Annotated in this window: 33 protein-coding genes, 7 tRNA genes and 1 pseudogene; 27 read left to right on the top strand and 14 right to left on the bottom strand. The window is 26.5% G+C overall.

Going from position 1 to position 26144, the window contains the following annotated elements; all coding sequences use genetic code 11:
* Positions 1-3: 3 nt before the first annotated feature.
* Entirely contained in the window at positions 4-141 is a 138-nt protein-coding gene (locus HPY57_15620) for a hypothetical protein (protein NPV13195.1), read from the top strand.
* 51 nt (positions 142-192) lie between these two features.
* Here the strand turns inward: HPY57_15620 and HPY57_15625 are convergent, their stop codons facing one another.
* Entirely contained in the window at positions 193-951 is a 759-nt protein-coding gene (locus tag HPY57_15625; protein ID NPV13196.1) for a hypothetical protein, read from the bottom strand.
* A gap of 21 nt (positions 952-972) precedes the next feature.
* Here HPY57_15625 and HPY57_15630 point away from each other — a divergent pair, with 21 nt between their 5' ends.
* The gene (locus tag HPY57_15630) at positions 973-1593 is read left to right on the top strand and encodes a hypothetical protein (protein NPV13197.1); all 621 of its coding nucleotides are present in this window, start codon (positions 973-975) and stop codon (positions 1591-1593) included.
* A gap of 147 nt (positions 1594-1740) precedes the next feature.
* On the opposite strand, the gene HPY57_15635 is transcribed toward HPY57_15630, so the two are convergent.
* Both HPY57_15635 and HPY57_15640 read right to left on the bottom strand, forming a co-directional pair.
* Positions 1741-2058: a hypothetical protein gene (locus HPY57_15635; protein ID NPV13198.1), complete on the bottom strand. Its 318-nt coding sequence runs from the start codon at positions 2056-2058 to the stop codon at positions 1741-1743.
* 14 nt (positions 2059-2072) lie between these two features.
* A complete protein-coding gene (locus HPY57_15640; GenBank protein ID NPV13199.1) occupies positions 2073-2660 on the bottom strand; it encodes a hypothetical protein in 588 nt (195 codons plus the stop codon).
* A gap of 93 nt (positions 2661-2753) precedes the next feature.
* On the opposite strand from HPY57_15640, the gene HPY57_15645 reads away from it, so the two are divergent.
* On the top strand, positions 2754-2969 hold the full coding sequence (locus HPY57_15645; protein NPV13200.1) for a hypothetical protein: 216 nt from the start codon (positions 2754-2756) through the stop codon (positions 2967-2969).
* 262 nt (positions 2970-3231) lie between these two features.
* On the opposite strand, the gene HPY57_15650 is transcribed toward HPY57_15645, so the two are convergent.
* The 4 genes from HPY57_15650 to HPY57_15665 form a co-directional block, all read right to left on the bottom strand.
* The gene (locus HPY57_15650) at positions 3232-3648 is read right to left on the bottom strand and encodes a hypothetical protein (GenBank protein ID NPV13201.1); all 417 of its coding nucleotides are present in this window, start codon (positions 3646-3648) and stop codon (positions 3232-3234) included.
* A gap of 17 nt (positions 3649-3665) precedes the next feature.
* A complete protein-coding gene (locus HPY57_15655; GenBank protein ID NPV13202.1) occupies positions 3666-4424 on the bottom strand; it encodes a hypothetical protein in 759 nt (252 codons plus the stop codon).
* Between the two features lie 108 nt (positions 4425-4532).
* Positions 4533-5012, bottom strand: a complete 480-nt coding sequence (locus tag HPY57_15660; GenBank protein ID NPV13203.1) for a hypothetical protein — start codon at positions 5010-5012, stop codon at positions 4533-4535.
* A gap of 29 nt (positions 5013-5041) precedes the next feature.
* Positions 5042-6466, bottom strand: coding sequence for a hypothetical protein (locus HPY57_15665; protein ID NPV13204.1), 1425 nt, complete (start codon positions 6464-6466; stop codon positions 5042-5044).
* Between the two features lie 115 nt (positions 6467-6581).
* Between HPY57_15665 and HPY57_15670 the strand changes: the two genes are divergently transcribed.
* The 6 genes from HPY57_15670 to HPY57_15695 all read left to right on the top strand — a co-directional run bounded on the left by HPY57_15670 (position 6582) and on the right by HPY57_15695 (position 10788).
* Positions 6582-6998, top strand: a complete 417-nt coding sequence (locus HPY57_15670) for a hypothetical protein (GenBank protein NPV13205.1) — start codon at positions 6582-6584, stop codon at positions 6996-6998.
* A gap of 217 nt (positions 6999-7215) precedes the next feature.
* Positions 7216-7803: a hypothetical protein gene (locus HPY57_15675; GenBank protein NPV13206.1), complete on the top strand. Its 588-nt coding sequence runs from the start codon at positions 7216-7218 to the stop codon at positions 7801-7803.
* A gap of 190 nt (positions 7804-7993) precedes the next feature.
* The gene (locus HPY57_15680) at positions 7994-8293 is read left to right on the top strand and encodes a hypothetical protein (GenBank protein NPV13207.1); all 300 of its coding nucleotides are present in this window, start codon (positions 7994-7996) and stop codon (positions 8291-8293) included.
* On the top strand, positions 8280-8738 hold the full coding sequence (locus HPY57_15685) for a hypothetical protein (GenBank protein NPV13208.1): 459 nt from the start codon (positions 8280-8282) through the stop codon (positions 8736-8738). The genes HPY57_15680 and HPY57_15685 overlap by 14 nt, the downstream gene beginning before the upstream one ends.
* A 15-nt stretch (positions 8739-8753) precedes the next feature.
* Entirely contained in the window at positions 8754-9815 is a 1062-nt protein-coding gene (locus tag HPY57_15690) for a hypothetical protein (GenBank protein NPV13209.1), read from the top strand.
* A gap of 259 nt (positions 9816-10074) precedes the next feature.
* A complete protein-coding gene (locus tag HPY57_15695) occupies positions 10075-10788 on the top strand; it encodes an energy transducer TonB (GenBank protein NPV13210.1) in 714 nt (237 codons plus the stop codon).
* Here the strand turns inward: HPY57_15695 and HPY57_15700 are convergent.
* Together HPY57_15700 and HPY57_15705 are read right to left on the bottom strand one after the other, a co-directional pair.
* Positions 10775-11608: a hypothetical protein gene (locus HPY57_15700; GenBank protein ID NPV13211.1), complete on the bottom strand. Its 834-nt coding sequence runs from the start codon at positions 11606-11608 to the stop codon at positions 10775-10777. The genes HPY57_15695 and HPY57_15700 overlap by 14 nt on opposite strands.
* A 227-nt stretch (positions 11609-11835) precedes the next feature.
* Positions 11836-13059, bottom strand: a complete 1224-nt coding sequence (locus HPY57_15705) for a hypothetical protein (protein ID NPV13212.1) — start codon at positions 13057-13059, stop codon at positions 11836-11838.
* 260 nt (positions 13060-13319) lie between these two features.
* On the opposite strand from HPY57_15705, the gene HPY57_15710 reads away from it, so the two are divergent.
* The 9 genes from HPY57_15710 to HPY57_15750 all read left to right on the top strand — a co-directional run bounded on the left by HPY57_15710 (position 13320) and on the right by HPY57_15750 (position 16098).
* Positions 13320-13826 (top strand): HAD family hydrolase, encoded by a 507-nt coding sequence (locus HPY57_15710; GenBank protein ID NPV13213.1) that lies wholly within the window; start codon positions 13320-13322, stop codon positions 13824-13826.
* Positions 13827-14254: 428 nt separating this feature from the next.
* Positions 14255-14325, top strand: a tRNA-Trp gene (locus HPY57_15715).
* Positions 14326-14366: 41 nt separating this feature from the next.
* A tRNA-Ile gene (locus HPY57_15720) sits at positions 14367-14449 on the top strand.
* Positions 14450-14459: 10 nt separating this feature from the next.
* Positions 14460-14534: transfer RNA gene (locus HPY57_15725), tRNA-Ile, on the top strand.
* A gap of 177 nt (positions 14535-14711) precedes the next feature.
* Positions 14712-14798, top strand: a tRNA-Lys gene (locus tag HPY57_15730).
* A gap of 44 nt (positions 14799-14842) precedes the next feature.
* Positions 14843-14917, top strand: a tRNA-Phe gene (locus HPY57_15735).
* Between the two features lie 11 nt (positions 14918-14928).
* Positions 14929-15014: transfer RNA gene (locus HPY57_15740), tRNA-His, on the top strand.
* A gap of 4 nt (positions 15015-15018) precedes the next feature.
* Positions 15019-15091: transfer RNA gene (locus HPY57_15745), tRNA-Phe, on the top strand.
* A gap of 221 nt (positions 15092-15312) precedes the next feature.
* On the top strand, positions 15313-16098 hold the full coding sequence (locus tag HPY57_15750; GenBank protein ID NPV13214.1) for a hypothetical protein: 786 nt from the start codon (positions 15313-15315) through the stop codon (positions 16096-16098).
* A 200-nt stretch (positions 16099-16298) separates the two neighbouring features.
* Here the strand turns inward: HPY57_15750 and htpG are convergent.
* Positions 16299-17883: pseudogene (gene htpG, locus HPY57_15755) on the bottom strand (molecular chaperone HtpG).
* A gap of 185 nt (positions 17884-18068) precedes the next feature.
* The gene (locus tag HPY57_15760) at positions 18069-18389 is read right to left on the bottom strand and encodes a hypothetical protein (GenBank protein ID NPV13215.1); all 321 of its coding nucleotides are present in this window, start codon (positions 18387-18389) and stop codon (positions 18069-18071) included.
* 98 nt (positions 18390-18487) lie between these two features.
* On the opposite strand from HPY57_15760, the gene HPY57_15765 reads away from it, so the two are divergent.
* Entirely contained in the window at positions 18488-19036 is a 549-nt protein-coding gene (locus tag HPY57_15765) for a PCRF domain-containing protein (GenBank protein NPV13216.1), read from the top strand.
* A 33-nt stretch (positions 19037-19069) separates the two neighbouring features.
* Here HPY57_15765 and trxA read toward each other — a convergent pair whose 3' ends face one another.
* Together trxA and dnaK are read right to left on the bottom strand one after the other, a co-directional pair.
* Positions 19070-19426, bottom strand: coding sequence for a thioredoxin (gene trxA, locus HPY57_15770; protein NPV13217.1), 357 nt, complete (start codon positions 19424-19426; stop codon positions 19070-19072).
* Between the two features lie 17 nt (positions 19427-19443).
* The gene (gene dnaK, locus HPY57_15775) at positions 19444-21309 is read right to left on the bottom strand and encodes a molecular chaperone DnaK (GenBank protein ID NPV13218.1); all 1866 of its coding nucleotides are present in this window, start codon (positions 21307-21309) and stop codon (positions 19444-19446) included.
* A 228-nt stretch (positions 21310-21537) separates the two neighbouring features.
* Here dnaK and HPY57_15780 point away from each other — a divergent pair, with 228 nt between their 5' ends.
* The 8 genes from HPY57_15780 (at position 21538) to HPY57_15815 (ending at position 25875) form a co-directional block, all read left to right on the top strand.
* A complete protein-coding gene (locus tag HPY57_15780; GenBank protein ID NPV13219.1) occupies positions 21538-22428 on the top strand; it encodes a hypothetical protein in 891 nt (296 codons plus the stop codon).
* A 116-nt stretch (positions 22429-22544) separates the two neighbouring features.
* Positions 22545-22817, top strand: coding sequence for an ATP-dependent Clp protease adaptor ClpS (locus tag HPY57_15785; protein ID NPV13220.1), 273 nt, complete (start codon positions 22545-22547; stop codon positions 22815-22817).
* 272 nt (positions 22818-23089) lie between these two features.
* Positions 23090-23269 (top strand): hypothetical protein, encoded by a 180-nt coding sequence (locus HPY57_15790; GenBank protein NPV13221.1) that lies wholly within the window; start codon positions 23090-23092, stop codon positions 23267-23269.
* A 260-nt stretch (positions 23270-23529) separates the two neighbouring features.
* Positions 23530-23892 carry a hypothetical protein gene (locus HPY57_15795; GenBank protein NPV13222.1) on the top strand — a complete coding sequence of 121 codons (363 nt, stop codon included), beginning with the start codon at positions 23530-23532 and terminating at the stop codon, positions 23890-23892.
* A gap of 290 nt (positions 23893-24182) precedes the next feature.
* Complete coding sequence (locus tag HPY57_15800; protein NPV13223.1) at positions 24183-24857, top strand: hypothetical protein; 675 nt, start codon at positions 24183-24185, stop codon at positions 24855-24857.
* A gap of 109 nt (positions 24858-24966) precedes the next feature.
* Entirely contained in the window at positions 24967-25314 is a 348-nt protein-coding gene (locus HPY57_15805; protein NPV13224.1) for a hypothetical protein, read from the top strand.
* 77 nt (positions 25315-25391) lie between these two features.
* Entirely contained in the window at positions 25392-25601 is a 210-nt protein-coding gene (locus tag HPY57_15810; GenBank protein NPV13225.1) for a hypothetical protein, read from the top strand.
* A 49-nt stretch (positions 25602-25650) separates the two neighbouring features.
* On the top strand, positions 25651-25875 hold the full coding sequence (locus HPY57_15815; GenBank protein ID NPV13226.1) for a hypothetical protein: 225 nt from the start codon (positions 25651-25653) through the stop codon (positions 25873-25875).
* Between the two features lie 26 nt (positions 25876-25901).
* Here HPY57_15815 and HPY57_15820 read toward each other — a convergent pair whose 3' ends face one another.
* The gene (locus tag HPY57_15820; GenBank protein ID NPV13227.1) at positions 25902-26138 is read right to left on the bottom strand and encodes a hypothetical protein; all 237 of its coding nucleotides are present in this window, start codon (positions 26136-26138) and stop codon (positions 25902-25904) included.
* Positions 26139-26144: the final 6 nt, after the last annotated feature.

Here is a 26144-nt window from a genome sequence, read left to right on the forward strand (position 1 = left end):
ATTATGTTTGAAACAAAGTTTGAATATGCTGATATTCGTTCTGTCCAGAAGTTTTTACTGATGGAAAAAATGGAGTCAGAAATCAGAAAAGAAAACTATGAAGTTTGTGCAAAAATTAAAAAACTCATTAATGAAGTGTAATGGAAAATATTTTCAAAGGTAGTGTTTTTAAAAACCTCACAAACAGTAAAGTTAATAATAATAAAATAATTCTTCATCATCTACTTCTTTTGAAACCATTTCCATAAATTCTCTTCTATCAATAAAATCTATTTTTTCATCATCTGGCAAATTATCAAAATATGTTTCAAGTTCATTTTTATTACCACTTATGTTAGTATTAAACCATTCTGATAAGAAATCTTCCCATAAATCATGCGTTCTTAGTAAATTTATCAATTCTGTTGATGTCATATTTTTTACATTTTCTTCATCATAAGAATCTGCACTAAGGTTTTCTTCAATATAGTTTATCATAGCATCTATTCCATTGTCCAGACTATTAGTATATAACAAATCATCATACATTTTTTGTTTTAATGAATCAAAAAATATAAATTCTCTAGAATCATAATTATTTATAAAATGTTCAACGTAATCTATATTATAGTCTATCCAATTTTCTCTCAAATCATTTAAATCAATATCGGGTAAATCTTTATATGTTATTGGATTTTCTTTAAAATATTCAATTACAAATTCATATCCTTCAGTGTGTTTAATTAAATAATCAATAAAATCTTTTGGTTTATCAACATAATAAGAATACACTTTTTCATCTCGGTAGTTCCATACTTCTATATTACCATCTTTTTCTTTTTTTAATGCTAAGTCTTTAGTATCATCTAATTTATTTATAATAAATGTTAAGCCACCATTCGGTCCAAAATATTGTTTAAAATAATATTCACTGTAAGAAACATTAAAAAGTAATTTGTTTATATATACCACTATAAAACAAATAAATAAAATATGAAACATTTACAAACATATGAATTATTTATTGGTGGAAAGAAAGAACCAAGATGGAATTCAAAAGAAGTTTTTGAAAATCGTATAATAGAACTTATAAAAGAAAAGGAAAGAGAAAGATATTTTAGAGTTATGACTGAATTTGTAGGAAAAGAAGTAATGTTTGAACCCAATGGATATTATGAAGCTGTTGATGAAGATGGTAATCCAGTTATTAAATATGATGAATTTTGGATTTCAGATATTGGAGAAATATGTGCATCAAAATATATAGGAGGTGCTATAATGGGGGCATTTTCAAGTAGAAATATGGGAGCAAAAGAAACAAATACATTTTATGTATATGAAATAAATGATGCACCAGACAAAGATATTAGTCATTGGAATATTGGAGATTTTATTTTCTTGGAAGAAGTAAGATTTAGAAAAAATGTAAAAGGAAGATATATAGGAAAAGTTGTTATAAACAAGGAAATAGAAAACATGCTGAGTTGTTGGTATGAATTTTATAATAAAGACCATTGGGATGAGGAAAATGTTTCTGACAAATGCGAAAAATTTAAAAACATAGAAGATATTAATAATTATGTATATAATGAATTAAAAAAATTAAATGTATAAAATAATATAGATACAATGACAGGATTACCAAGAAAAAGTACAGCAAAACAATTCAAGAAGTAATCATAAGATACAACTAATACATATACCTAACCGTAGATATTCGAATGTGAGTATTAAGTAATCACTCGTTTGAGTGGCTTTAATTTAAAATTTTGCTTTATCGTCTGGTTTTTCTTTTTTCTCTAATTTAAGTTGAGATGTTTCATTTGATTTAGTAATACCAAGTAATGTCAATTGTTGTGCTAATAATGAACCAAATATAATAATAATTTCATTTGAAATTACATATTTACCTACGGTATTTAATGCAATAATTGCAGCTGATATTTCTATACCAATAAAAACCAAACAAAATAAAAGAATAATAGCACTTATACTATAACTTATTATTCTTGTTGATGAACTTTTTCCGTTTTTTACTATAACGGAATTTTTCATTAATGATAATAATTTTTTAAACATATCTTTTAATTTTTTTATATTAAAGTTGGTTGTGTTTTTGGATCAAATTGCTGAGTATTATTAGTTTTTGCGCTGTATATAAACCTTTTATCATATTGTGGTTTTATACCAAATGATTTCATTGCTTCATATACATCCTTTAAACATTCACCATATGCACCACCAACCAAAATGACTGTTTTACCTTTTAATGATTTGAATAATTCAGCCATTTTTTCTGGAACATAAAACCAACCGTGATTATTTTTAACTCTAACTACGTAAGAATTAACATCATCAAATTCAAAAATATCACCTTCTTTTGCATTAGGGTGTTTTTGATTTAGTTTTGCAACAGTATCTTCTAATTCATCTGAAAATTTAGTACCAAATTTTTTGATAATAGCAGCTTTTTGATTTGGGAATGTGTAAGATGGTTTGTTAGCATTATTAGAATCCCAAATTTGATAAACTGTGTGAAATTTTTTACAATAATCAATAACAGCATCAACCATACCAGTAGGTATGTAACGACTAAACTCTTTTTGTAAATCACAAACAATAAGAATACCATCATTGCGATTTTCTGATTGTTCTTTTATGAACTCTAAATAATTTTTCATACAAATATATATTAAAAAAATAAAATAGAAAAATATGATATATTTAATTTTATTTAATTTTATGCGTTAGAGAATAAAGATATTATTGAAAATATGAAAATTAAAATTAATAATAAAACACAAGAAGAAATAAATAGTATACAAGAAAAAATGAAAAAATCTTGTTTAGAAAAATATGGTGTTGAATATGCATCATCCATAATTTATGGTTTTAATAATAAAATATCACCAGAAATTATAGGAGATATTAATAATTTATGTATTACAAAGAAATATATCAATAGTGGTAAAGGTATTAAATCATGGTGATAAATTTGATTTGAAAAATTGGAAAGCAATATAATTAAAAAACCTCTCAAATTGAGAGATTTTCTTTTTATCTACTCATAAAGAATTAACCGCTCTGAGTTTCTGCTTTTATCTTTTCAATTGAAGTTTATAAAAAGCCTCTTGATGGATACCATCAAATTGTTGGTCATACAAGAATTAATGAAATCATTAGTGCACATCAACCACTATTAAAATACCGTTATTCTTTTTTTCTTTTATGAATTTTAAATATGTTTTCATATTAATCTTCATATTGATTTGGTTTGAAACCAATTGGTCTATTTTTTACTTCAATATCTCTTCCTTGTAAATCAATAGAATCAAAAATAAACAAAACATCGTCTCTTAGTTTTTTATTAACATTTTTCATCAATAAATCAATCATAGAAATAATTTCATATTTTGAATAACCTTTAATTTTAATAGTTAATTTATATTCATCTGCACCAACATGTCTAAAAGAGATAGAATCTTCACCAACATTGTGTTTTTTAAAAATATCTTTTATAATATTTTTTACAAATACAGGTTTTAATTCAGGATTAACGACAACATTTATTGAAAATGTATAATTTATACTTGGTTCAGAATATCTAAAACCAATAGCCTTTCCAGGACCACCATATTCATTTAAAAATTTATCAAATTCTGTTTTCATATATTTTAATTTTATTTTTATCTACTCATAAAGAACCAACCACTCTGAGTTTCTGATTTTATTTTTTCAATTACTTTATCAACCATAACTTGACCTTGTGTTATCATATCATTTGCGTTATATTGAAAATTACCAGGCATATTAAAGTTAAATCTACCTATAGCTTCACCTAATCTAATCCTTGATAAACCAATCACATAATCTTTAAATAAATGAAAATCAAATAATTCTTCAGGTTCTATTCTTACATAAACGTCAAATACCAAATCAGTATCCACTTTTGTAAGAATATGTAATCTTTTATTAATGTGGTTATATCTAAATTTCAATGATTGCTTATTCATTTTATTTATTTCGTCCGAAAATGCTGATATAACAGAACGATATACTGCTAAATCACCAACTGTTGTGACAAATGATGTCAAAAATGGTTGATTTGTAACACCGAGGTTTATAGATAAATGTGGTGCTTGAATACCCAAATGAAATAATGAAGGATCATCTACTTTTACAATCCTTACAATATTTTCAATTTCTTCAGGTAAAACGAAATATTTATATTTTGTATATACTTCAGTTTTAAAACATTGTAAATCCATGTAATAATATGCCTTAATAACAGAAAATTGATAGTTTTTATAGAACCATTCTAAAGCTTGTTCTTTTATAATACGATAAATTTCAATATCAGGCAATACTTTTGGAAACAATCCTGACATTGTTAAATCAGCTTGTATTATATCAATTAATTGTTCTATAGTTATTGAGTTACCCATTTACGATATTTTTTCTTTTTATATATTAAACTTATATATTAAAATTTAAATAAACCTTTTCTACTATAAGGATCAAATAAAAATTTTGGTAACAATAAGTGAATATTTTTATATTTTAACATTTACATTTTCTTTTTCTTCATTGTTTTTAAAATCTGTAAAAATTATATAATCACCTTTTATATTAACTTTAAAATTTTTAACAATTTGAGTTTTATTCATTTCATTATAAAATGTCATAAATTTATTCTTATCAACAGAACACTCTTTAAAAAACACACTTAATGGAACAGCAACTGTGTCTGAATCAGGATTATCCACCAACTTTGATCTCAACCATTCCATAATTTGGTCAACCACTATATTACCATTATATTTACTTGGTTGATATTCAGAAAATTTTATAATTTTATCCTCCTTAATTTTTTTATATTTTGGATCTTCATCATTTAATATAGATGTTGCCAATTCAATACCATTGTACAACCCCACATTATATGAATCATCACCACTTTTTGATTGAATCTTTTTAATTTTAAATAAATCATTCAATTTTTTATCAAAGTCTATATATTTTTTAATCTTCATTTTAGAAACTTGTTATTTTTGACAAGGTATTATTCAGTTTTATTATCCATGCCTTTTAACCATTTAGTTTTAATATTACTTTTATTATTAAATGAACCAACAGCTTTAAGTTTGTCTTCCATAGATTGTTTCTTGTTATCACCAAAGTAATTGTTGGCTGAAGTAACAATCTTAACATCTTTACCAATTACACCTTCTTCACCTAATTTACCACTTCTAAATACACCACTTTTCATTTGAGCATCTAATAAACAATTAAAAACATAACAATCATCTAATATCGAACCATTAATTATTTTACAAGATTCTATTTTAGAATTATAAACATTAGTAGAAATTATAGTACAATTAATTATATGAGCATTTTTAATCTCACAATTTACAAAGGTACAATTTGAAAATGAACCACCATCAATATTACTATCAATAATATCAACTTTGCTAATATCAAAAATAGTTTTAAAATTAGAATCCACAATTTCAATCTTTTGATTTTCAGTATTATAATTAATTATACAGTTATTTAAATTATAAATATTTGTAATAATATCATATAATTGTTCAAAAAATTGTTCATAGTATGTTCTAAGAATAATCAAATCTGAATTCATATCAACTTGTAAGTTAATAGAAGGGAATTCAGCGATAAAATTATCAAGTTTTGTAAAATTCTTAAATTGATTGATGTTTTTACTTAGATATTCTTTAAGTTCTCTCATATTTTCTTCTGATAATGGTTCATCAATACAATTCCAAGTTAATTCAATGAAATAATCCATCAAGTCTAATATTTCAAATGTTCTTTTTTCATAACCTTCTGAACCAATATATCTAAATTCCAATCTACCATCGTACACATTTAACACATTAATACCGTAATATTTTGTATTTGGTAGTTCTAATGAATTAACTAATAATTCAGCAGCATTATTTGAAAAATCATATGATTTGAAAGGAATTAATCTTTTTACTGATTTAGCATAAAAATTATTTTTTCTTTCAGGAAAATACTTATAAATAAAGTTTTCATCAACTTCAAGTATAAGTTTTAGTTTATTTAATTTGTCTAATATCTTTGGAGATGTTTCTTTATCAAAAGATAAATTAATATGTATAGAACACTTATCATCTGTTCTAAATTGTGAACCTTGTAATATTTTTAATACTTTTAACAAATACACTTTTGCATCTACGTAGTGCATAGGACCAGTTATTAATTCAATACCATCATAACCCATTGATAAGTCTGGTTCAATTTTCCAATGGTCAGGTGTAGGATCAAATGAACTGTGATAAATTCTAAAACCAGAAACTATAACAGGTGCCAATTCTCTATTGAGAAGTTCTAACAATTTATGATACGGTCTATCACAATAAAACTCAAACTCAAAACCAACAATAGCATGTTTAAGTATGTTAAACTTATTTATATATTTATCAGTATATTTATCCACTATGGAAACTATATTTTTCTTTATATATTAAAAATAAAAAACAAAATATATAATTATAGAAAATTTAATATAAACAAAAAATCATAACACGTATATAATAGTATATTCCAGATTTATGAATTTTTTAAAACGAACAATAATAAAAATTAGAATTTATGTCAGAAAAAAACTCAAAGACAGAGTTAGTTTCACGACAGAACATGAGAAAATTTGTTTCGAAATTTTTAGGAAATATTTATATAATCATGATAGTAAATTATTTATGTCTCCAGAAATAACAGACATAAGTAAATTAAATTCATATAAAAGATATATATGTCTTGGTGAATTAGATAATCCAAATGTAGCTATTATTATAACACATTCAAATATAAAAATTATAAATCATACATATGTATATACTATTGATATAAACAAACAACTTTATATCAAAATGATAGAAATGTTTGATAGAAAATTAATCAAAGAAAGAAATATTATGGAGAATGCTATTTACAGGAATATAACAGAAGGTCTTTCAAAATTAGTATAAAAAAGAAAGAGTGGTTTTTAAACCACTCTTTTTTTTTCTTTATTTTTGTCTTTTATTTTTAACATTTGTTTTCGTGCCTTTAAAATAACTTTGTTTATTGAACCTTCAAATGAGTCTAATACATTTTCAGCGAAAAATTATTTTATTTTGTGAAATGTGAATATATATTATATATTTATAATTAATGATTTTTTAATATATAAAATAAAAAATTTTAATGAAATATCTTAAAAAAATTGAATCCTATTTAGAACCAATTAAATCAATTTTAATTACTGGTTTTGAAACTCTTATGTATAATACGCATTTAGTTCAAGACCAAGTAAGGAATAATCTTGATGATTTTATATCAGAGTTAGATACAAAAAAATTTGAAGCCAAGTTTGGAAAGATTACAAAATTTTTGGGTGCTGGTGTTTTTGGTGCTGTATTTCAATTAAATAATGGTAAAATATTAAAAATAACTTTTGATTTTCACGAAGCACCTTTCCTTTATGAGTATTGTAAATTGAAAAGAACACCTGGTTTAGTTAAAATAGATGATGTTTTTAAAATAAAATTTGGTGATACAAATGCCTATATAATCACAAGAGATCCTATTCAAGTAGTTAAAAATAAAGATTATCCAGAAGAAATCAAAAGAGCACAAGACGCTATGTACAAGATAAGTCCTATATGGAGAGGAACACACGAAGGTAATTTCGGAATTCAAAATGGTGAAGTCGTTTTGTATGATGGTTTTTGCAAAAAAGCAAAAGTTGATGAATCAAAAATACCGTTTTTGGATATAACAAAAAATCATTAGAAAAAATTATAGGTGATTATTTTAATCATATGAAAGATAGAAAAAATTAAGTTATGATTATAATTCAAAAATATGCTGGTTTATGGGTGTTAAAAAAAGAAGATGGTGAGTATAACCAAGAAGATAGGGACATGATTGAAAAAATATTAAATGTCATATGGGGATCATTATTAAAAAATAAAATAGAACAATGTTAGTAGATGATATTTTTATAGCAAATTTAGATGGTGAATCAACATTTAAACTTAAAGTTAAAGATAACCCTAGTGTTTGGGGTATTATAGAAAAGGAATATAGTAAAAATTTAAGAAAGGAAGTTTTCGCTATTAAATATTATTGGAATAATGTGTATCAAGATACAAAATATGCAGATGATATGGAGCAAGCCAAAGAAAAATTAAAAAGAATTTTAAAACAAGTACTTGATAAAATTACTAATATGAAATATATTCAAACATACAAAAATTTTAATAACAATGAAATATCTTAAATTATATAAAGCATTTGAAAATCTTTTAGATCAATTTTTAGATGAGATGCACAATAGAATAAAGGTTAGTAAAACCAGAGATGAAAAAATTCTCAATGTTGTTGCTAGTCAGTTTAGATTCTATCTTGAAGAAAAACATCCTGAAAAACTAACCGAATATTTATATAGAATATCTGATGGTGAAGACCCAAGGAAAGTGATATTAGAAATAAGTAAAACTTGGGTTAGAGATGATGAACTCTTTGAAATGATTCACGAAATTTTTCCTAAGTATGAAGTTACTTGTATAAAAGACACAAAAGATGGATATAAATATGATATAACAGTCGGCAATACATATACAATTACTGATAATTTTATAGAAGATGGTGAAGAATATGTTGAGTTAGAATTTAATGATTCTGACGAACCATACTTTACTTTTCCTAAAAGTTGGTTCATATAATTAATATATATTCTTATGAAATATCTAAAATCTATATTAGAGTTCAATAGAAAGGATAGAAATTTATTACTTTCATCTGGAATAAATGAATTATTCACTGTTGCTTTTGAATTTGAGTTAGAATGTGATGATCCAAAATATATTACAAAGGATGAACTTAGTACATATATGAAGGATATCAAGAAAAGACTTATCGATGATTCAAAAAAAAATGGTGTCTATGATGAAAATGTAATAAATTATTTAATTGAACTAATAGATTTAACAGATTTGGAATACACTTTTAATATGTTAGAAAAACCATCTGTAGTAAGAAATATTAATAAAGAATTATTATCCATATTATTTAAATTATTAGATGATTATGAAGATATAGAAATCGAAGAAAGTGATACAAATTTAGATTATGGTATTGAAATGATAGCTAAACATTTACCAAATTTTTATAAAAAATGGAAAGATGAATTGAAATTTAATTTTGATCAAACTTTAAATAGAGGTATAGAATTTTCACCAAAAAAATATGTTATAAGTTTAGATACAGCAATTCAAATGATTAATGATTTTTATGATGATTTTGAAAAACAAAATTATTGGTATCAAGATGATACAACATCAATACATATAAATTTAGGTTTTACAAGACCTGTAAAGTGGAATATTACAAAAGGATTAATAATGTTAGGTGAAATAGACAAAAGGAGTGTTCCTTTTGTATACCAAGGAATTGAAAGTAGAATTGAAACAAATTACACTAGAAGTTTATTAAAAGATATTGATAAATTATTAAAGAAAAAGATACAAAAAAGTGGTATAAGAGATTTGAAAGTGATTGAAAAAGAAATAGAGAAAATGATTGGTAATAGTATAAAAAAATTTGGTGCAAAAGCTTTTTCTGTTAATATTGAAAGAATTAAAAATGATAATTATGTTGAATTTAGACATATTGGAGGTAAAGTAGATAGAAAATTAGTGATAGACAAACTTATGTATTTGTCATATATATCATATTTAATGACAACAAATTATAAGCAACAAGATTATTATAAGAAACTTTATAAATATATTTTTGATTAATTATTTGTAAATTATTATAGCATAGCAAGAATAGATGATTTTGAAAGTTTAGTTTTTTGATTTATCCTACTAACGATTTTTTGAAATAATACCTAATAATAGTTATTATAATTCCAATTTAAGTTTAATATTAACTGATAGGTGTACCACATCTCCTTTCACAACGGCAGATTTGTATTGTTTTTCTTTGGCTTTAGCTTTGGTTTCTGTTTTTCCCTTTTGTTTATTTTTCGGCGAATTTTATTTTTAATAAAAATTAATGGCATTATTTTTGAGAAATTCCATAAAAATATTTTATCATGGAAACGAAAAAAATATTTACGTTAATTTAGACAAAAAAAGAATCTTGTTTTTCGAAATAGGATTAGTCGTAATACTATTTTTAGTACTTGTTGCATTTGAATGGGAAATATTACCAGAAGAAAATAATTTTTTTAGCAATAACGATGTAACCATTATTTACGAAGATATAATTCAAACAACACAAAACGAACCTCAAAAGCCTAAAATAATTCCTCCCCTTCCACAAGTTGACATAATGAAAATAGTTGATAATTCAAAAAAACTAGAAACGGAATATAAAATTGATGACACAGAAGCAAACGATTCTACTAAAATAATTGTCAATCCAATACCTGAAGTCGAAGACACTATGGTTTATGATTCTTGGAAAGTAGAAAAAATGCCAAAATTTGTTGGTGGAGATGAAGCTCTCTACAAATGGATTCAAGACAACATTAAATATCCTAAAGAATTAAAAGAAATTGGAATCGAAGGAATAGTAGGTATTCAATTTGTTGTTGATAAAGATGGGAAAGTAAAAAATATTGAAATTATTAGAAGTTTAGACCCTGATTTAGATAAATATGTTTTAAATAAAATATCCGAAATGCCTAATTGGGAACCAGGATTTAAAGATAGTAAGTATGTTGCTGTCAAATACGCTTTACCAATAAAATTTAAGCTATATTAATTTTCTTAGCTTTTTTGTTTGATGTGTCGTAAATTGAAAATTTAACATCATTATATAAAGATGAAATTTCACCAAAATATTTTTTAATAGTTTTGACATTTCCAGAATCATCATCAGAAAATCCTATTCTTGTTTCACCATCTATTATATTTGCATACTTTTTAACTTTATTAATAAATTCATTCAATGCTTTTAATTTTGATTGTTCTGGTGATGCAGAATCAGAAGTAATTTTATATTTATTTATAAAACTTGGTGATGATATTCCTACAAAATCACAATTGTCTAAATATCCACTAACCAGTGTTTTAAAAGTGTTCTGTCTTAAAATATCAAAATTCTGAACAAACAAATCTTGAAACGCAGTTAAATTAGCACCCATTTCAGTTCTTTCTTCTTTATTCATTGCATTCCATATAATCCATTCAACCGCTTCTCTTATTGTATCTGGTTCATGACCTCTTGCTGTAATAATTGCAAAAATAGAACCTTTCATTAAACACTCAATAAACTTATTCCAACTTGGACCAAATTGTTTATTCTTAATTGCTATCTTTACATCTTCAATAAAAGCATTTCTACCTCTTGGACCATTATCTCTAAAATCACTAAAAGAACCTGGAATTGTTCTCCAATTATCTAATTTTCTTACTTTTGAAAATTCTTCAGTAGAAACATCTACTGGAACCCAGTGTCCATTATCTTTTTTTTCCATGTGTATTTTCGTTGGCATAATTAATATATTATCATCCCAATCAAAAGCATAATATTTTAATATCGGTTTGTTCTTTTCTAATATAAAATTAGTATATCTCTTCATTTTTGAGAATTTAATTTTAATTTATATATTAAAATACTGAAACAAAAAACTTTACTTTCCATCCGTCTTTCAACTGTTCATTTACTTCTTTGTCACGTTCTATGTTTCTTTGAATTTTTTTTAACCAAAAGTTTTGATTGCTTTTAATAATTTTTTAATTTTTTAAATTGATTTATTTACCATAATCTTTTTATTTTATATAAAATTTAACACCATATGAAAAATCTTTAATTTTTCTTTAACCAGGTCTTAGTTTTTTTGTCAAAAACAATCTTATCCAAATATATTAAATCAAATTCATCAATAGAAAAAAAATTATCTAACTTTAGAGATTTATAAACGTTTGGATTTTTTGCAGCTTTTACTAGATCATTTAAATCTATAATATTTTTCAATTTGTTTTGAGCATCATATTTATTTTTTTCTTTTTCTATAAGTTTTGAAAACAATTTATTCCACAAGAATACAGGAAATCCTTTCTTTAACATTTTTGTTGCTTTTAATATACCAGTTGTATCATTATCATAAAAAAATTTTAATTTTAAATCTGCATCACTTTCTGTTAAAAATTTTAATAAATCTTGGTCATTTTTTGCACCAACCATACCAATAGAATTCGGATAGAATATAGAATCTAAGAAACCTTCAAATATTGTTATAGGTTGTTCAAAATCTATATTTAATATATTATAAAAGTGAGATAGTTTGTTGTAAGATATAGCTTCCATTTCATCTATAGGCTCATTTGGATGAATATAATTATATAATTCTTCAAATTCAACAATCTTATAAAACCTCTTGTTTCTATCTTTTTCAAGATTTCTTAACTGAATACCTAATATTTTCTTTTTATCACCTAATGTCATATTCATATTAATCATAACTGGTGTATAATAAACAACTTTATTATCTTTTATAACCCTATAAATACCCTGGTATATTTGTGAAAAATTTTGTATTAACCTTTCATATTTTAAATATTGATAAACATGTGAATTTTTTTGAACAGGTTTAATATCATATAACCAAGAATTTTTATAATTATTAAAATGTTCCATAAATTCTTCAATATCTATCAACTTATTAAGTTCTTCAAGAATATATTCATCAGTTTTCTTATAAGTAGTGTGTTCATCTATATACTTATATAATTTAATACGATTGTCTATGTCAATTGGTTCATTAAAAGTATCACAAAATTTTGTAAATGTCATACTTATATCACAATTAAAACATTTGAATCTTAAATTATCTACATATAGATTACCACGTTTTTTATGGTCAGATTTTGCTGAATCACCACAAATTGGACATGCAAAGTTCAAACGATCAGGTTGTGTGTCGTTTGGAAAAGATTTTATGACTTTCTTAGGATTAGACTTGTGTGTTTTATCTAAGATACATTGAATCTTTGATTTAATATAGCCTAAGTTTAAATCAGAACTTTGCATCAAAAAAAAAAAGAATTGTTTTTTAATTTATATGACTATTTTAATGGTTTGTTTGATTTTGAAATGTTTTTTATTTTAATATTTTGCTGTATCTTTGTAAACAATTAAAAAATTAAAATTATGACAGAAAATTGTATAAGCACTTATATGCTGATGCTCTAATAGCTATTGTGAAATCTCTTCACACACAAGCATCATATGGAATAACAAAAAATAATTATTAATTTTTAATTTACTAATATTTTTTGTATCTTTGAATTATGGATAAAAAATTAAAAATATCATTTGACTTTGACGGAACTCTAACGAATTCTAAAATTTGTGAACTTGCTAAAACTCTTGTTAATAACGGTGCTGATGTATGGATTTTAACATCAAGAATTGACAATACTTTTTTTGAAAATAATACTGTATATCATTATAGCATGAACTCTGATATTAAATATATCGCTGATATTGTTGGCATTCCACATGAAAAAATTATCTATACAAATGGTGATTGGAAGAAATATAGTTGGGCTATTGCTCAGTATTGCCATGATAAATTAGACACAGAAAGATATAATTGGAAGAAATATAGTTACATGGTTGCAGAATATTGTCCCGATAAATTAGACCCTGAGAAATATAATTGGGAAGAACATAGCGATTATGTTGCAAGATATTGTCCTGAAAAACTTGATGCAGAGAAATATAATTGGGAACAATATAGTTGGGAAGTAGAAAAATTTTGTCCAGAAAAATTGGTATTAAAACCTAAAAAATAAATAACTATGAAAAAGCTACCAAAAGAAATAGACAGAACAAAAATCTATTTTAAAGTTACAAATGAAAAAGAAAATCATTATGGATTACAATATCATGATGGATTAGTCGAAGACATAATTCCATTTAACGATAATTCAGAAGATAGTTGTGTTGAAGGTGGTATTTATTTTACCGATTTAGAAAACATATATGAATTCTTTGATTATGGTTGCTATATACGTCCATTAACTATTCCCGGTAACGCTAAGGTTGTATTATTTCTCCAGCTACTTCGGTGGTGGTGGACAGGAAAGTGCCACGCAATCCCTTACTGCTGTTACACTCAAACGTTAGCAACAAGCCTAAAAACCCGAACCTCTACACAGAAGTTCGGGTTTTTTGTTTTAGGTTCTTTTAAAAAATGTAGTAGTGTAATACTTTTGAAAATAGGAGTATGGTGTAATGGTAGCATAATTCTCTCCAAAAGAATTGGTTAGGGTTCAAATCCTTATACTCCTGCTAAGATTACTAACAACAAATTATTAACAATAAAACTACATTGTGACGTGGGTGAGCGGTGCAGCCACCAGTCTGATAAATTGGGTACGTAAAGTACGAGGTGGTTCAACTCCCACCGTCACAACAAAATATAACGGCTCGTAGCTCAGCCTGGTGAGAGCGTCTGACTGATACTCAGAAGGTCGTAAGTTCAAATCCTACCGAGCCGACAAATTAAAAACATTAAAAAATAGAAATTATGACATATACTTTTAAACATAAACATTTTAAATTTAGTCGCATAAGTGGCTCAGGATAATATTACCTATAAATTAAAATTAGGTGTGTAACCCAGAGCCAAGAAAGGTTCTGGGTTTTTTGTTAAGTTCTTTTTTTATTGAAAAAATGAGGGTATAGCTCAATTGGTGGAGCTTCTGACTTTTAATCAGAAGGGTGACGTATGTCCGTTGTGGGTTCGAGTCCCACTACCCTCACTTTAATCATTCGTATTCGTAGTTGGCGAACCAGAATACCACAAGGAGTAGTAGCTCAGTAGGTAGAGCGCTGGACTGAAAATCCAGGTCTTGCGGCAGTTCGATTCTGCCCTTCTCCGCAACAAACATGGTGTCTGTAATCGGTAATTGGTGTCCGACCAGATTGTGACTCTGGAAACCATAAGGTTCATGTGGGTTCGAATCCCATCAGACACCCAATGGTGAGGTAGCAAAGGTGGTCTATGCAGGGGACTGAAAATCCTCAAATGTGGGTTCAACTCCCACCCTCACCACAAAAGGAAAAGATAGATATAATGTGAGTTAGTGATATAATGATGCAATATACTTTTAATTTATAAGTTTTCTGTCTCACTTGAATATGTAATTAAAATCAACAAATTGCGTCTGTATCGTAATTTGGCGAACGGTCCTGATTCCAACCAGACGCACTAAAAATCCTTAAAAGCAACCATAATTATTTTTCATCGTCTATATAAAAAAATAGACATAAATTATGGACGATTTTTTCAAACATATAAAATCAATATTAGAAAATTATGAAATGCCATACGATGAAAATGAATGGCTTAAAATTCAAAAAACTTTGAGGGTGAGAAAACTTAAAAGATTATTGAAGTATACCAGTATTGGTGTTACTTCAATAATCTTTTTTGTTTTTAGTGTAATTTATTTATCAAACAATAATAATAAAAATACACTAAACATCTCAAAAGTAAAACAACCGTTAAAAATAGAAATACCTATTGAAAAAATAGTTATATTGAATGATGAATCATATATTGTTGATATTAATACTACAAAAAAAGAAGAAATTCTACTAGAAGATATACAAGAATATAAACCAATTATAGATGAAACTGAATTTGTACAAAATATCGTAATAGAAGATAAGGATACAATAAATATTATAGAAAATAACATTTTATATAATGATGATATAGTTTCTATTAAAACAGATTCAACATATACAGATTCACTATTAGTTGATACAACAAATATTGGAATTATAAAACCGACATATTACTTACCAACAGCATTTTCACCTAATGGTGATGGTGTTAATGATGAATTTTTTGTTGTTGGTGTTGATTTAACAAATATAAATTTCCAACTATTGATCTATGATAGATGGGGAAATAAAGTTTTTGAAACTATGACACCAGACTATAAATGGACTGGTGATAATTATAAACAAGGCGTTTATATTTGGATTTTTAGATACCAAGATAATGATGGTATTATACATATAGATAAAGGACAAGTTACCTTGATAAAATAATAAAAAATAAATTATTGATATGTCCAGAATTTCAGAAGTATCGGAAATGGACACTTGAATTGACAAAGGAATAATAAAGAATTCATACAAAATTAGTGACTAAAAGGCGATGGAAGTAAATCAAACAACAAAAGCAGTCGTTTATGATAACATTTAAAACGACTGCTTTAAGTAAGAGACATACGTATTTTCTTTTTTTATTATTTTATTACTTCGATACTGCGTTTTATAAAATTGCTAAATGCCTCACCTTTAAGTAGGTTGTGAGAGAGCAATGCAATATCTATTAATTGTTTAACAATTGTATTATTGGCTCCAAATTGTTCAAGTTTTTCTTTTCTTTCTTTTTTTAATTCTTCAAGTTCTTTTTCTTTGGTTTTGAGATAATCTTTTTCGGTAGTAGTTAACTCTTCTTCTTTTTTCTTTTTTTGTTCTTCTTTTAATTTATCAATTTCAGTTTGAAAGGATTCAATTTTTTTATCGAGTTTTTGTAAGTCTTCTGAAAGTTGTTCTTCTTTTTCGCTGACTATTTTTTTAATAATAGAGTGAGAAGTATTTACAACCATTGAGTACATGTCTGGTATTCCGCCATACATACTCTTAGGCGAAAATTGTGACATATCTTTCATTCTTCGCATATACTCGCTGCGAGTAATCACTAACGGCAAATCGTTTTCGTTAAGTGCTTCGTATGAAATTAAAAATTCTTCTTTGTTAGGTAAAGCTCCAAAAAACACATGTCGTAAATCATTTTGATCTGATTCGCTCATTTCTACTTTGCGTTGTTCTTCTTTTTCTATTAGTTTATCAATAGTTTCGGCATCAATTCGTTTGAAAGAAGTTTTTGTTAGTTTTTGTTCCAAATAGTTAATAAAATGTAAATCTAATTGCCCATCAAAAATAAGAACATCGTAACCTTTGTTTTTTGCTTGTTCGATATATGTATATTGTTCTTCTTTGTCGGTAGCATATAAATAAATGGTATTTCCTTTTTTTTTCGGTTTGATTTTCTTTAACCAATTTTTCGTATTCTTCAAATGTAAAATACTTATTATCAACATTTTTAAACAATGCAAATTTTTCGGCACGTTCGTAAAATTTTTCATCGCTAATCATGCCATATTGTATGAATAATTTTAAATCGTCCCATTTTTTTTCAAAGTCTTGACGATCGTTTTTGAATATATCAAAAAGTTTATCAGCTACTTTTTTAGTAATATGTGATGATATTTTTTTTACGTTGCTATCACTTTGTAAGTAACTGCGAAACATTCAACGGTATATCGGGCGAATCGATAACTCCATGAAGCAACATTAAGTAATCGGGGACAATACCTTCTACCTGGTCGGTTACATATACTTGGTTGCAATAAAGTTGAATTTTATTTTTTTGAATATCGAATCTATTTTTAATTCGTGGAAAATACAAGATTCCTGTTAAGTTAAAAGGATAATCAACATTTAAATGTATATTGAATAGTGGTTCTTCGAAAATATCTTGGTATAATTCATAGTAAAATGACTTATAATCTTCGTCTTTTAAATCAGCTGGTTTTTTGTCCAGAGTGGATGTGGATTATTGATAATATTATCTTTGTCGGTTTCAACATATTTATCTTTTTTCCATTCTTTCTTTTTTCCGAAAGCAATTTCTACTGGTAAAAATTTGCAGTATTTATTTAGCAATTCGTTTATTTTGTTTTCTTCTAAAAATTCTTCGTTTTCAATATCTTCAATATGAAGAATAACATCTGTTCCATGTGTTTGGCGTTCGGTTTCTTCCATGGTGTATTCGGGTGAGCCATCGCATATCCATTTTACAGCTTTTGAATTTTCTTTGTATGATTTTGTAATTAATTGGGTGACTTGCTGGGTAACTTGCTCGGTAACTTGGTCAGTAACTTGGTCAGTAACTTGGTCGGTAACTTGCTCGGTAGCTTCTTTTGTTAAATCTTTTTCTTGAAGATGTTTTACAACCTCTTGTCAATGTACTCCGAACTTAAATAATCTTTAATAGTTTTTACGTTTTCTATAGTTTTATGTTTAATTCCATCTATTTTTCTATATCCAAATACAGGTCTACCCGAAATGTAATTTTTAGGAAAAAGTTCAAAATTATCCTTATTAAGATATTTATTTATAATGGGTAAAATTTCATTAACCTCATTTTCAGTTCTCACAGATGGATGTATCATTTCACAAATAAATTTCAAGAAACCATCATCGGGGCAATATAAAAGGTCAAAACGCGGATCTGAATAAGTTCTGTAACAAGAAGAGATCTTTTTGATGAGATAATAGAAAAGAGATGCTAAACTTCTTGTTCAAGAGATGAAGGACATTTATCTCAAAGCCATTAGATTAAATGGTTACAATATCCTTTCCTTAGATGAAAAAGACGGATCGGTTGATTTCTGTCTTTAGCGGTCATGATGTAAAAAAATTCTTTTCAAATGAAATAGGTGGACACCGATTTCAGCGCATTCCGCCTACAGAATCCAAAGGTAGAACACATACTTCTACAGTTTCAGTAACAGTTTTAGATGAAAAACAAGATGTAGTCATTAAGATTGATCCTAATGACGTTGAAGTTATTTATACAAGAGGTACTGGTAACGGTGGTCAACATAAGAATACCACAGACTCTTGTGTAATATTAAGACATATTTCTGGTGTTCAAGTAAGAATTGACGGTAGAAATCAACATCACAATGAATCAGAAGCTTGGAAAGAATTAAAAAGACGATTGACTGAAATAGAAAGAAACAAGAAGAATAGTGAGTATTCTTCAAAAAGAAAGGAACAAATTGGACTTGGTGGAAGAGGTGAAAAGAGAAGAACCTACAATGTTAAAACAGGTTTGGTTAAAGACCATATCACTGGTAAGCAAACAAGTCTTAAAAAGGTTCTAAAAGGTAAAATAGAATTATTACATTAATAAAAAAAAGCCACTCAATTGAGTGGCTTTCTTTTATTCTACTTTTAGAATTTCTTTAAAAACTTTTTTGAATGAGTCTTTTGGCATAGCGCCTTGTGCCATTTGAGGTTGTTCATTCATCGGTACAAATAATAGAGATGGTATGCTTCTGATACCAAAAGTTTGTGAAAGTTCTACTTGTTCTTCTGTATTAATTTTATAAATAACAAGTTTACCATCATATTCTTTTGCCAATTCTTCTAATATTGGTGATACTGTTTTACAAGGACCGCACCATTCCGCATAAAAATCTATTACACAAGGTATAGAACCATTATACTTCCATTCTTTATTATTTTCGTAATTAAATACCTTTTGTTTAAAGGTTTCAGTTGTTAAATGTTCAATCATATTTTATTTATTATTTTTTATTTTACATCTTCAAAATCAGCATCTTGAATGTTATCATCTGATTTTGGTTGTTCTGTGTTAGTTGAATGATTCTGATACAACCTTGTAGAAATTTCATTCCAAGTTTCATTTAATTTGTTCATATTCTCATTAACCAATTCAATATTTTTTGATTGGTATGCGGTTCTCAAAGATTCTACTCTTTCTTTAAGAATAGACTTATCATTTTCTGTAAGTTTATCACCAAATTCTTTCATCTGCTTTTCAGTAGAGAAAATCATAGAATCTGCTTTATTGAGTGTATCAACTTTTTCTTTCTCTTTTCTATCAATTTCAGCATAAGCTTCTGCTTCTTTCTTCATTCTTTCAATTTCTTCTTCTTTTAGATTTGTTGAACCTTCAATTCGAATAGATTTTTCTTTACCAGTTGCTTTATCTTTTGCCTTTACTGACAAAATACCATTTGAATCTATATCAAATTGTACTTCAATTTGAGGAACACCTCTTGGTGCAGGTGGAATACCATCTAAATTAAATTTACCTAATGATTTATTATCTTTTGCAAATTGTCTTTCACCTTGAAGAACATGAATTTCAACAGTAGATTGATTATCAGATGCAGTTGAAAATATTTCTGATTTTGTTGTAGGTATAGTAGTATTAGAATCAATGAGTTTTGTCATAATACCACCCATAGTTTCAATACCTAATGAGAGAGGTGTAACATCAAGTAAAAGAATATCTTTAACATCACCTGAAAGTACACCACCTTGAATTGCTGCACCTAAGCTTACAGATTCATCAGGATTTACACTTTTTGAAGGTTCTTTGCCGAAGATACTTTTTACAATTTCTTGTACGGCTGGTATTCTTGTTGAACCACCAACTAAAATAACTTCAGTAATTTGGTCTACTTTATAACCTGAATCTGCAATTGCTTTGAAACAAGGTTCTTTGAGTCTAGATAAAAGAGGGTCAATTAATTTTTCAAATTCGGATCTACTAATTGTTTTAACAAGGTGTTTAGGTACACCATCAATAGGAATAATATAAGGAAGATTAATTTCTGTTTGTGATGAAGAAGATAATTCGATTTTCGCTTTTTCTGCTGCTTCTTTTAATCTTTGTAATGCCATTGGATCTTTTCTTAAGTCAACATGGCATTCATTATAAAATTCTTCTGCAAGATAATCTATAATCATTTGATCAAAATCATCACCACCAAGATGTGTATCACCATTAGTTGATTTTACTTCAAAAACTCCACCACCTAATTCGAGAATGGAAATATCAAATGTTCCACCACCAAGGTCAAATACAGCAACAATTCTATCTTTATCATCTTTATCAAGACCATAAGCCAAAGCCGCTGCAGTAGGTTCATTAATAATTCTTTGAACTTTTAAACCTGCAATCTCACCAGCCTCTTTTGTTGCTTGTCTTTGTGAGTCATTAAAATAAGCAGGTACAGTAATAACCGCATCTGTAACAGTCTGTCCAAGATAATCTTCAGCAGTTTTCTTCATTTTTTGAAGAATCATAGCTGATATTTCTTGTGGAGTAAAATTTCTTCCATCAATTTTTACTTTTGGTAATCCACCATCATTAACAACCTCATATGAACAGTTTTTTAATTCATTTATTACAGAATTATAATTTTGTCCCATAAATCTTTTAATAGATGATACTGTTCTTTTAGGATTTGTAACAGCCTGTCTTTTAGCAGGATCTCCAATTTTTCTTTCACCATCATCCATAAATGCTACAACTGATGGTGTAGTTCTTTTACCTTCTGAATTAGGAATAACAATAGCGTTACCGCCTTCAATGATAGAAACACAACTATTTGTAGTTCCTAGGTCAATACCAATACATTTTCCCATATTTATTAAAGTTTTTAAATAAGTTATACAATTATAATACCGAAGTTAAATGCTGACAATTTGTCACACCAAACTGTCAATATTCATTTGTATATTTTTTATTTCAAAAAGTTTCAATTTTTTTTTATTTTTAATAATTATTCATATCTTTGCATTATGGAAAAAAATAAATTAAAACATCTTATAGAAATATTGTCCATACCAACATATTTCGGTATGGAAACATTGGTGCAAGAGTATCTTATTAAATATGGTACTGAAAAAGGTTATCTTGTTAATAAAGATACTAAAGGTAATATTTATTTCACAAAAGGTAGTATTAAAGAAAAACAGTACTTCCCTTGTGTATGCGCTCATATTGATTCTGTATTTAACGAACATATTGACCTTATTAAAAATAATAAAAGGAAAGATATACGTATAGGTAGAGGAAAACATAATAAAACTAAACTAATGGCTTTTCATCCAGAGACTGGTAAAAGAACTGGTCTGGCTGGTGATGATTTGGCCGGAGTTTTTCTTTGTTTACAGATGTTAGAACATTTTGATAATCTTAAAGCTGCATTCTTTGTTGAAGAAGAATATGGTTGTAGAGGTTCTAACGAATGTGACAAAACATTTTTTAACAATGTCGGCTATGTTATTCAGTTTGATGGACCAACATCTAACTGGTTTACAGAAACTTTAAGCGGTGTTAAAATGTATAATGATGATTTTCTTACTAAGGTAAAGCCTATTTTAGAAAAGTATAATGTTACTAATTATTCAGATGACCCTTACACCGACATTCTACCATTAAAAGAAAAATTTGATTTTTGTTGTTGTAATCTTCCAACAGGTTACCATAATTGGCATACAAATGAAGAATATGTTAATTTTGAACAAACTGAAAAATGTATTCAGTTAGGTATTGATTTTATTAATAAATTAGGTTATAACAAATACCAATTTGACAAAGCAGAATTTACATCATTCTTTTCAAACTCTTATGAATCATATCTAAAAAAATATGATAAGTATATGGAGCAAAATCCAAAATTTGTTTGTGATATTTGTGGTTCTGAAATGGATGAATATTTTATCTGTACTATTTGTGGACACAATCACTTAACTAAATAATATTTATTAACAGGTTTATTATTTTTAATTTCAACTTTGTATATTTTTAAATATATAATATTAAAGAAATTTTTAAATATATAATATTAAAGAAAAAAATTACAAAAAACTTATATATGACAAAAGAAAAATTACAAGATGATTTATTGTTAGACGACAAAATTTCTGATAAAAAACAAATTGTTGTCTATAACGATGATGTAAATACTTTTGATTGGGTTATCCAAAGTCTTATTGAAGTTTGTAAACATCAACCAGAGCAAGCTACTCAGTGTGCTTATATTGTACATTTCAATGGAAAGTGTGATGTGAAAAACGGTTCATTCGAAGAATTGAAACCTCTTTGCCTTGAATTACTTAATAGAAAGATTTCAGCTAAAATTGAATAATAATGTTAGATCCAACTTGATGCAGGGTGCTCAGAATTGTCTATATAATGCCATTAAACAGATAGGTTATAAAGAAATATAATAACTGCTTCATTTTTTGGCATTATATATTTTTTGAATTATTGAAATTATAAAAATATAGAAAATCAATTGTTTCTTTAGAAGAAGAAACCTTGATATTTTGAAAAATACAAATCATAACGAATGGATTAAAGTCACGATAGACAAAAAAAAATTAAGTAGAATTTTAAATTAATTTTAAATCATAAAATATGAAACTAACTAAAAAATCAGCCAAAAAATTAATAGATGGTTGGGAATATATTCAGAAGTATAATCAAAGAAATGAAAGACAGATTTCAAAAGAAGAATTTATTGAAGCATTCTTTCTAACCTTAAAAGAAGGAAAAGATTTTTGTGTAAAATGCGACCTCTGTAATAAATGCAAATAAATATATACCTCTGTAAGATATAAGAGGTATGTTAGAAAATGATATTTTAGCAAAAATACTTCAGTAATTTAATACCCCAAAATTGAAAATTTTCGTCCAACATCATATCTTCTTCGTCTTTTTGCCAAAAGTAACTATTCTTTAAAACTATACGAATACTGAACAGGTTATAAAATTGAATTAGTAAAAAAATTAATTAATTATAAACCTTTGTAGTATTTATATAATATAAAATAAAAAAAAAATTAAATTCAAATTATATGAATAAGTATTTTGAACTTAGAGAAAATGGACAGGTTTTATTTGGTGTTGTTGAGAACATACCAGAAAAAGTCTCAATAGAAGAAATTAAAAAAAGAATTGAAGCATCAGATGCAACAAAATCAATCGAGATTGTTGATGATGAATTTTCAAACGTTGATATTGTAATGGATTGGATGGTAATTGATTACGAACAATGTTTTGATAAAGAATTTGTATATCTTGCTGAAAAACTTGATATTGCAATAGAGTATGGTATTGAAACTGAAGTTGTTTTTGGTGCTTTGAAATATATAAAAAATAATCCAACAGCAACAATTACTGATGCCATTGATTATTCAATGAAAACTCAGAACAAATAATTATATGAAAACTAAAATAACATATTCAGAAACCAAGTTCAATATGGGGTATGATGTTAAAATGACAACATTCTTATAGTTGTTTTCTTTTATGTTATAGATTGTGGTAAATGTCTTACCAGATCTTGGTTTGTGAGCTAATAAACATCTTTTATCATCAGAACTGAAACACTCATTGAACAACACAGGAAGTAGAAAACTGGACAAGAAAAACATTATTATATGAACAGAATCCTGGTAATGGAGATTATTCATATTTAACCCGTGCTTTTTTTACACAAGCTGATGACATGCAAGCTACAGACGATGCAAATACTGTGTTAGATGTTTGCTCGTGGATTTTAAGCAGAGTAGTATTTAGCGAAGAAGGAGGCCCGTCAACAACTTATACTCCTGCACATCCGACAGGTCAGGAAGCTATTAGTGAATTTAATAATCATTATGGCTTTTGTAGTTTTATGGGGCATGGAGGAGCTGATAATGTTGCAATAGCAACAAAGGGATATAATAATAATGAACAAAATTCTAAATATAAGTTAAACTCATTCGATTGGCATGAAGGAGGAAATTATTACATTAGAACAAATTATGGAACTGATAAAAATTGGGTTTCTGATGAAAAAAATGATGAATTTAAATATACACTAATACACTCTACACCAAAAGGTGGAACAAGATATATGTATTCATCAAGAAATGATAATGGACACTTTGGGGTTTCGAAAGTTATATTCGGGGATAGTGGTATAGGAGATGTCATAATTGATATGAAAGGTGATTATGGTATGACCCAACATTCAATGGCTATTATATTCTCTGATATAGAAGAAGCAAATAATATAAAGAAAGCACTACTAAGTAATAAATTTAATGAATTTTTAAAGACCGTGATGTGGTCCAACTTCCAAATTGATTGGAGATTATTTAGCTATTTGAAAAAAGATTTTTGGAAAGAATTTATATAAAACTATGATAATAATAGAAAGCAATAATAACTTCTTTATTAAATGTGATATTATACATTATTGCTTAACCTACTTTATTGATCCAAATAATACTGGGTTAAGATATAAAATGAACTTTATTATAGTTGGTAAAACTAATTATGATAATGATTTAAGAACTTTAATTTCATCACATAAATTAGATAGAGTTTATATTAAGAATGGAAATGATATAGAGATATTATCAGATCTTTCCATATGTGAAAGTATGACCGACTCAAATACTTGTGGTTGTAATCATTGTTTATACAATATTAGACTTAAATCATCTATAAAGATTAAAAAATTCTTTAAAGAACTAATTAAAGATGATGATGCAATAAGGGTATCAAATAATATAAACTATAAAAATTATGCTATATTTTACAACATAATTGATAATGAAATAGAAAATAAAAAGAGTTTAATAAAACTATGAAAATAAAATCAACAAGTAATTCAATATTTACTATAAATTCTTCTTTAAAAGAAGTTTGTTTCAAGGAGAATATTATTTTGAAAAAGCCAACTAAATGGTTATATCCATTTTATAGATATTCACTTGGTAAGTTTGAAACCGAGAACGATAATAAAATTGACGAAATAACATTAGAATATAGAAAAGAATTTAATGTTATCATTGAAATGGATATAATTAGACATGGATTATTTATTTTAAATAAAGTTGTAGATTCTGCTGATAAAAACGAAACTTACGAAAACTAAAACTTTTTAATAATTATACAATATATTATAAAAAATAAATATACTTTGTATGCCTAAATCAAAAAACAGAAAAGACCATAAGAAAAAATCTCGACAAAGAAGTCTTATTGAAAAGAATAAAAAAGCAAAAGCTCAAAAAGATTTGATGGAGATTTTTAAAAAAGCTCAAATAGAAGCAATGGAGAAAAAATCAGAAGAAAATATCGAAAAACAAAATGTTGTAGGAGTAGAGGAAATTGGTGATATTGGTCAAAGTTTTCAAATTGATGAATAAAAACCACTGAAAAGTGGTTTTTTTAATTATATTGGTAATGAATTGTAAAATGCGTCTCGATCTGTTGGTGTTAAAAAACTGAAATTTTGTGTATAGTTTTCAAATATTACAACAACCATGTAAGTATTTATAAAATCAATTATAACGTCTTTTTTATAATATATAGTTATCTTATCTTTATTGTACATAAGATCATAGCCATTGGTTATGCCTGTTACTGGACTTATACAACCTGTTATACCACTTAAAGCGAAATATGCCATAATAAT

It is taken from the genome of Ignavibacteria bacterium, from assembly GCA_013177855.1.
Lineage (GTDB): Bacteria > Bacteroidota > Ignavibacteria > Ch128b > Ch128b > Ch128b.

Coding starts and splice junctions, on each gene's coding strand:
- HPY57_15795 (NPV13222.1), top strand. CDS start 23,530: ATGAATAAGTATTTTGAACTTAGAGAAAATGGACAGGTTTTATTTGGT.
- HPY57_15645 (NPV13200.1), top strand. CDS start 2,754: ATGAAAATTAAAATTAATAATAAAACACAAGAAGAAATAAATAGTATA.
- HPY57_15650 (NPV13201.1), bottom strand. CDS start 3,648: ATGAAAACAGAATTTGATAAATTTTTAAATGAATATGGTGGTCCTGGA.
- HPY57_15710 (NPV13213.1), top strand. CDS start 13,320: ATGGATAAAAAATTAAAAATATCATTTGACTTTGACGGAACTCTAACG.
- HPY57_15680 (NPV13207.1), top strand. CDS start 7,994: ATGTTAGTAGATGATATTTTTATAGCAAATTTAGATGGTGAATCAACA.
- HPY57_15620 (NPV13195.1), top strand. CDS start 4: ATGTTTGAAACAAAGTTTGAATATGCTGATATTCGTTCTGTCCAGAAG.
- HPY57_15815 (NPV13226.1), top strand. CDS start 25,651: ATGCCTAAATCAAAAAACAGAAAAGACCATAAGAAAAAATCTCGACAA.
- HPY57_15690 (NPV13209.1), top strand. CDS start 8,754: ATGAAATATCTAAAATCTATATTAGAGTTCAATAGAAAGGATAGAAAT.
- HPY57_15640 (NPV13199.1), bottom strand. CDS start 2,660: ATGAAAAATTATTTAGAGTTCATAAAAGAACAATCAGAAAATCGCAAT.
- trxA (NPV13217.1), bottom strand. CDS start 19,426: ATGATTGAACATTTAACAACTGAAACCTTTAAACAAAAGGTATTTAAT.
- HPY57_15790 (NPV13221.1), top strand. CDS start 23,090: ATGAAACTAACTAAAAAATCAGCCAAAAAATTAATAGATGGTTGGGAA.
- HPY57_15700 (NPV13211.1), bottom strand. CDS start 11,608: ATGAAGAGATATACTAATTTTATATTAGAAAAGAACAAACCGATATTA.
- HPY57_15635 (NPV13198.1), bottom strand. CDS start 2,058: ATGTTTAAAAAATTATTATCATTAATGAAAAATTCCGTTATAGTAAAA.
- HPY57_15655 (NPV13202.1), bottom strand. CDS start 4,424: ATGGGTAACTCAATAACTATAGAACAATTAATTGATATAATACAAGCT.
- HPY57_15805 (NPV13224.1), top strand. CDS start 24,967: ATGAACTTTATTATAGTTGGTAAAACTAATTATGATAATGATTTAAGA.
- HPY57_15750 (NPV13214.1), top strand. CDS start 15,313: ATGGACGATTTTTTCAAACATATAAAATCAATATTAGAAAATTATGAA.
- dnaK (NPV13218.1), bottom strand. CDS start 21,309: ATGGGAAAATGTATTGGTATTGACCTAGGAACTACAAATAGTTGTGTT.
- HPY57_15800 (NPV13223.1), top strand. CDS start 24,183: ATGCAAGCTACAGACGATGCAAATACTGTGTTAGATGTTTGCTCGTGG.
- HPY57_15685 (NPV13208.1), top strand. CDS start 8,280: ATGAAATATCTTAAATTATATAAAGCATTTGAAAATCTTTTAGATCAA.
- HPY57_15695 (NPV13210.1), top strand. CDS start 10,075: ATGGCATTATTTTTGAGAAATTCCATAAAAATATTTTATCATGGAAAC.
- HPY57_15675 (NPV13206.1), top strand. CDS start 7,216: ATGAAATATCTTAAAAAAATTGAATCCTATTTAGAACCAATTAAATCA.
- HPY57_15820 (NPV13227.1), bottom strand. CDS start 26,138: ATGGCATATTTCGCTTTAAGTGGTATAACAGGTTGTATAAGTCCAGTA.
- HPY57_15660 (NPV13203.1), bottom strand. CDS start 5,012: ATGAAGATTAAAAAATATATAGACTTTGATAAAAAATTGAATGATTTA.
- HPY57_15785 (NPV13220.1), top strand. CDS start 22,545: ATGACAAAAGAAAAATTACAAGATGATTTATTGTTAGACGACAAAATT.
- HPY57_15670 (NPV13205.1), top strand. CDS start 6,582: ATGAATTTTTTAAAACGAACAATAATAAAAATTAGAATTTATGTCAGA.
- HPY57_15705 (NPV13212.1), bottom strand. CDS start 13,059: ATGCAAAGTTCTGATTTAAACTTAGGCTATATTAAATCAAAGATTCAA.
- HPY57_15630 (NPV13197.1), top strand. CDS start 973: ATGAAACATTTACAAACATATGAATTATTTATTGGTGGAAAGAAAGAA.
- HPY57_15765 (NPV13216.1), top strand. CDS start 18,488: ATGAAAAAGACGGATCGGTTGATTTCTGTCTTTAGCGGTCATGATGTA.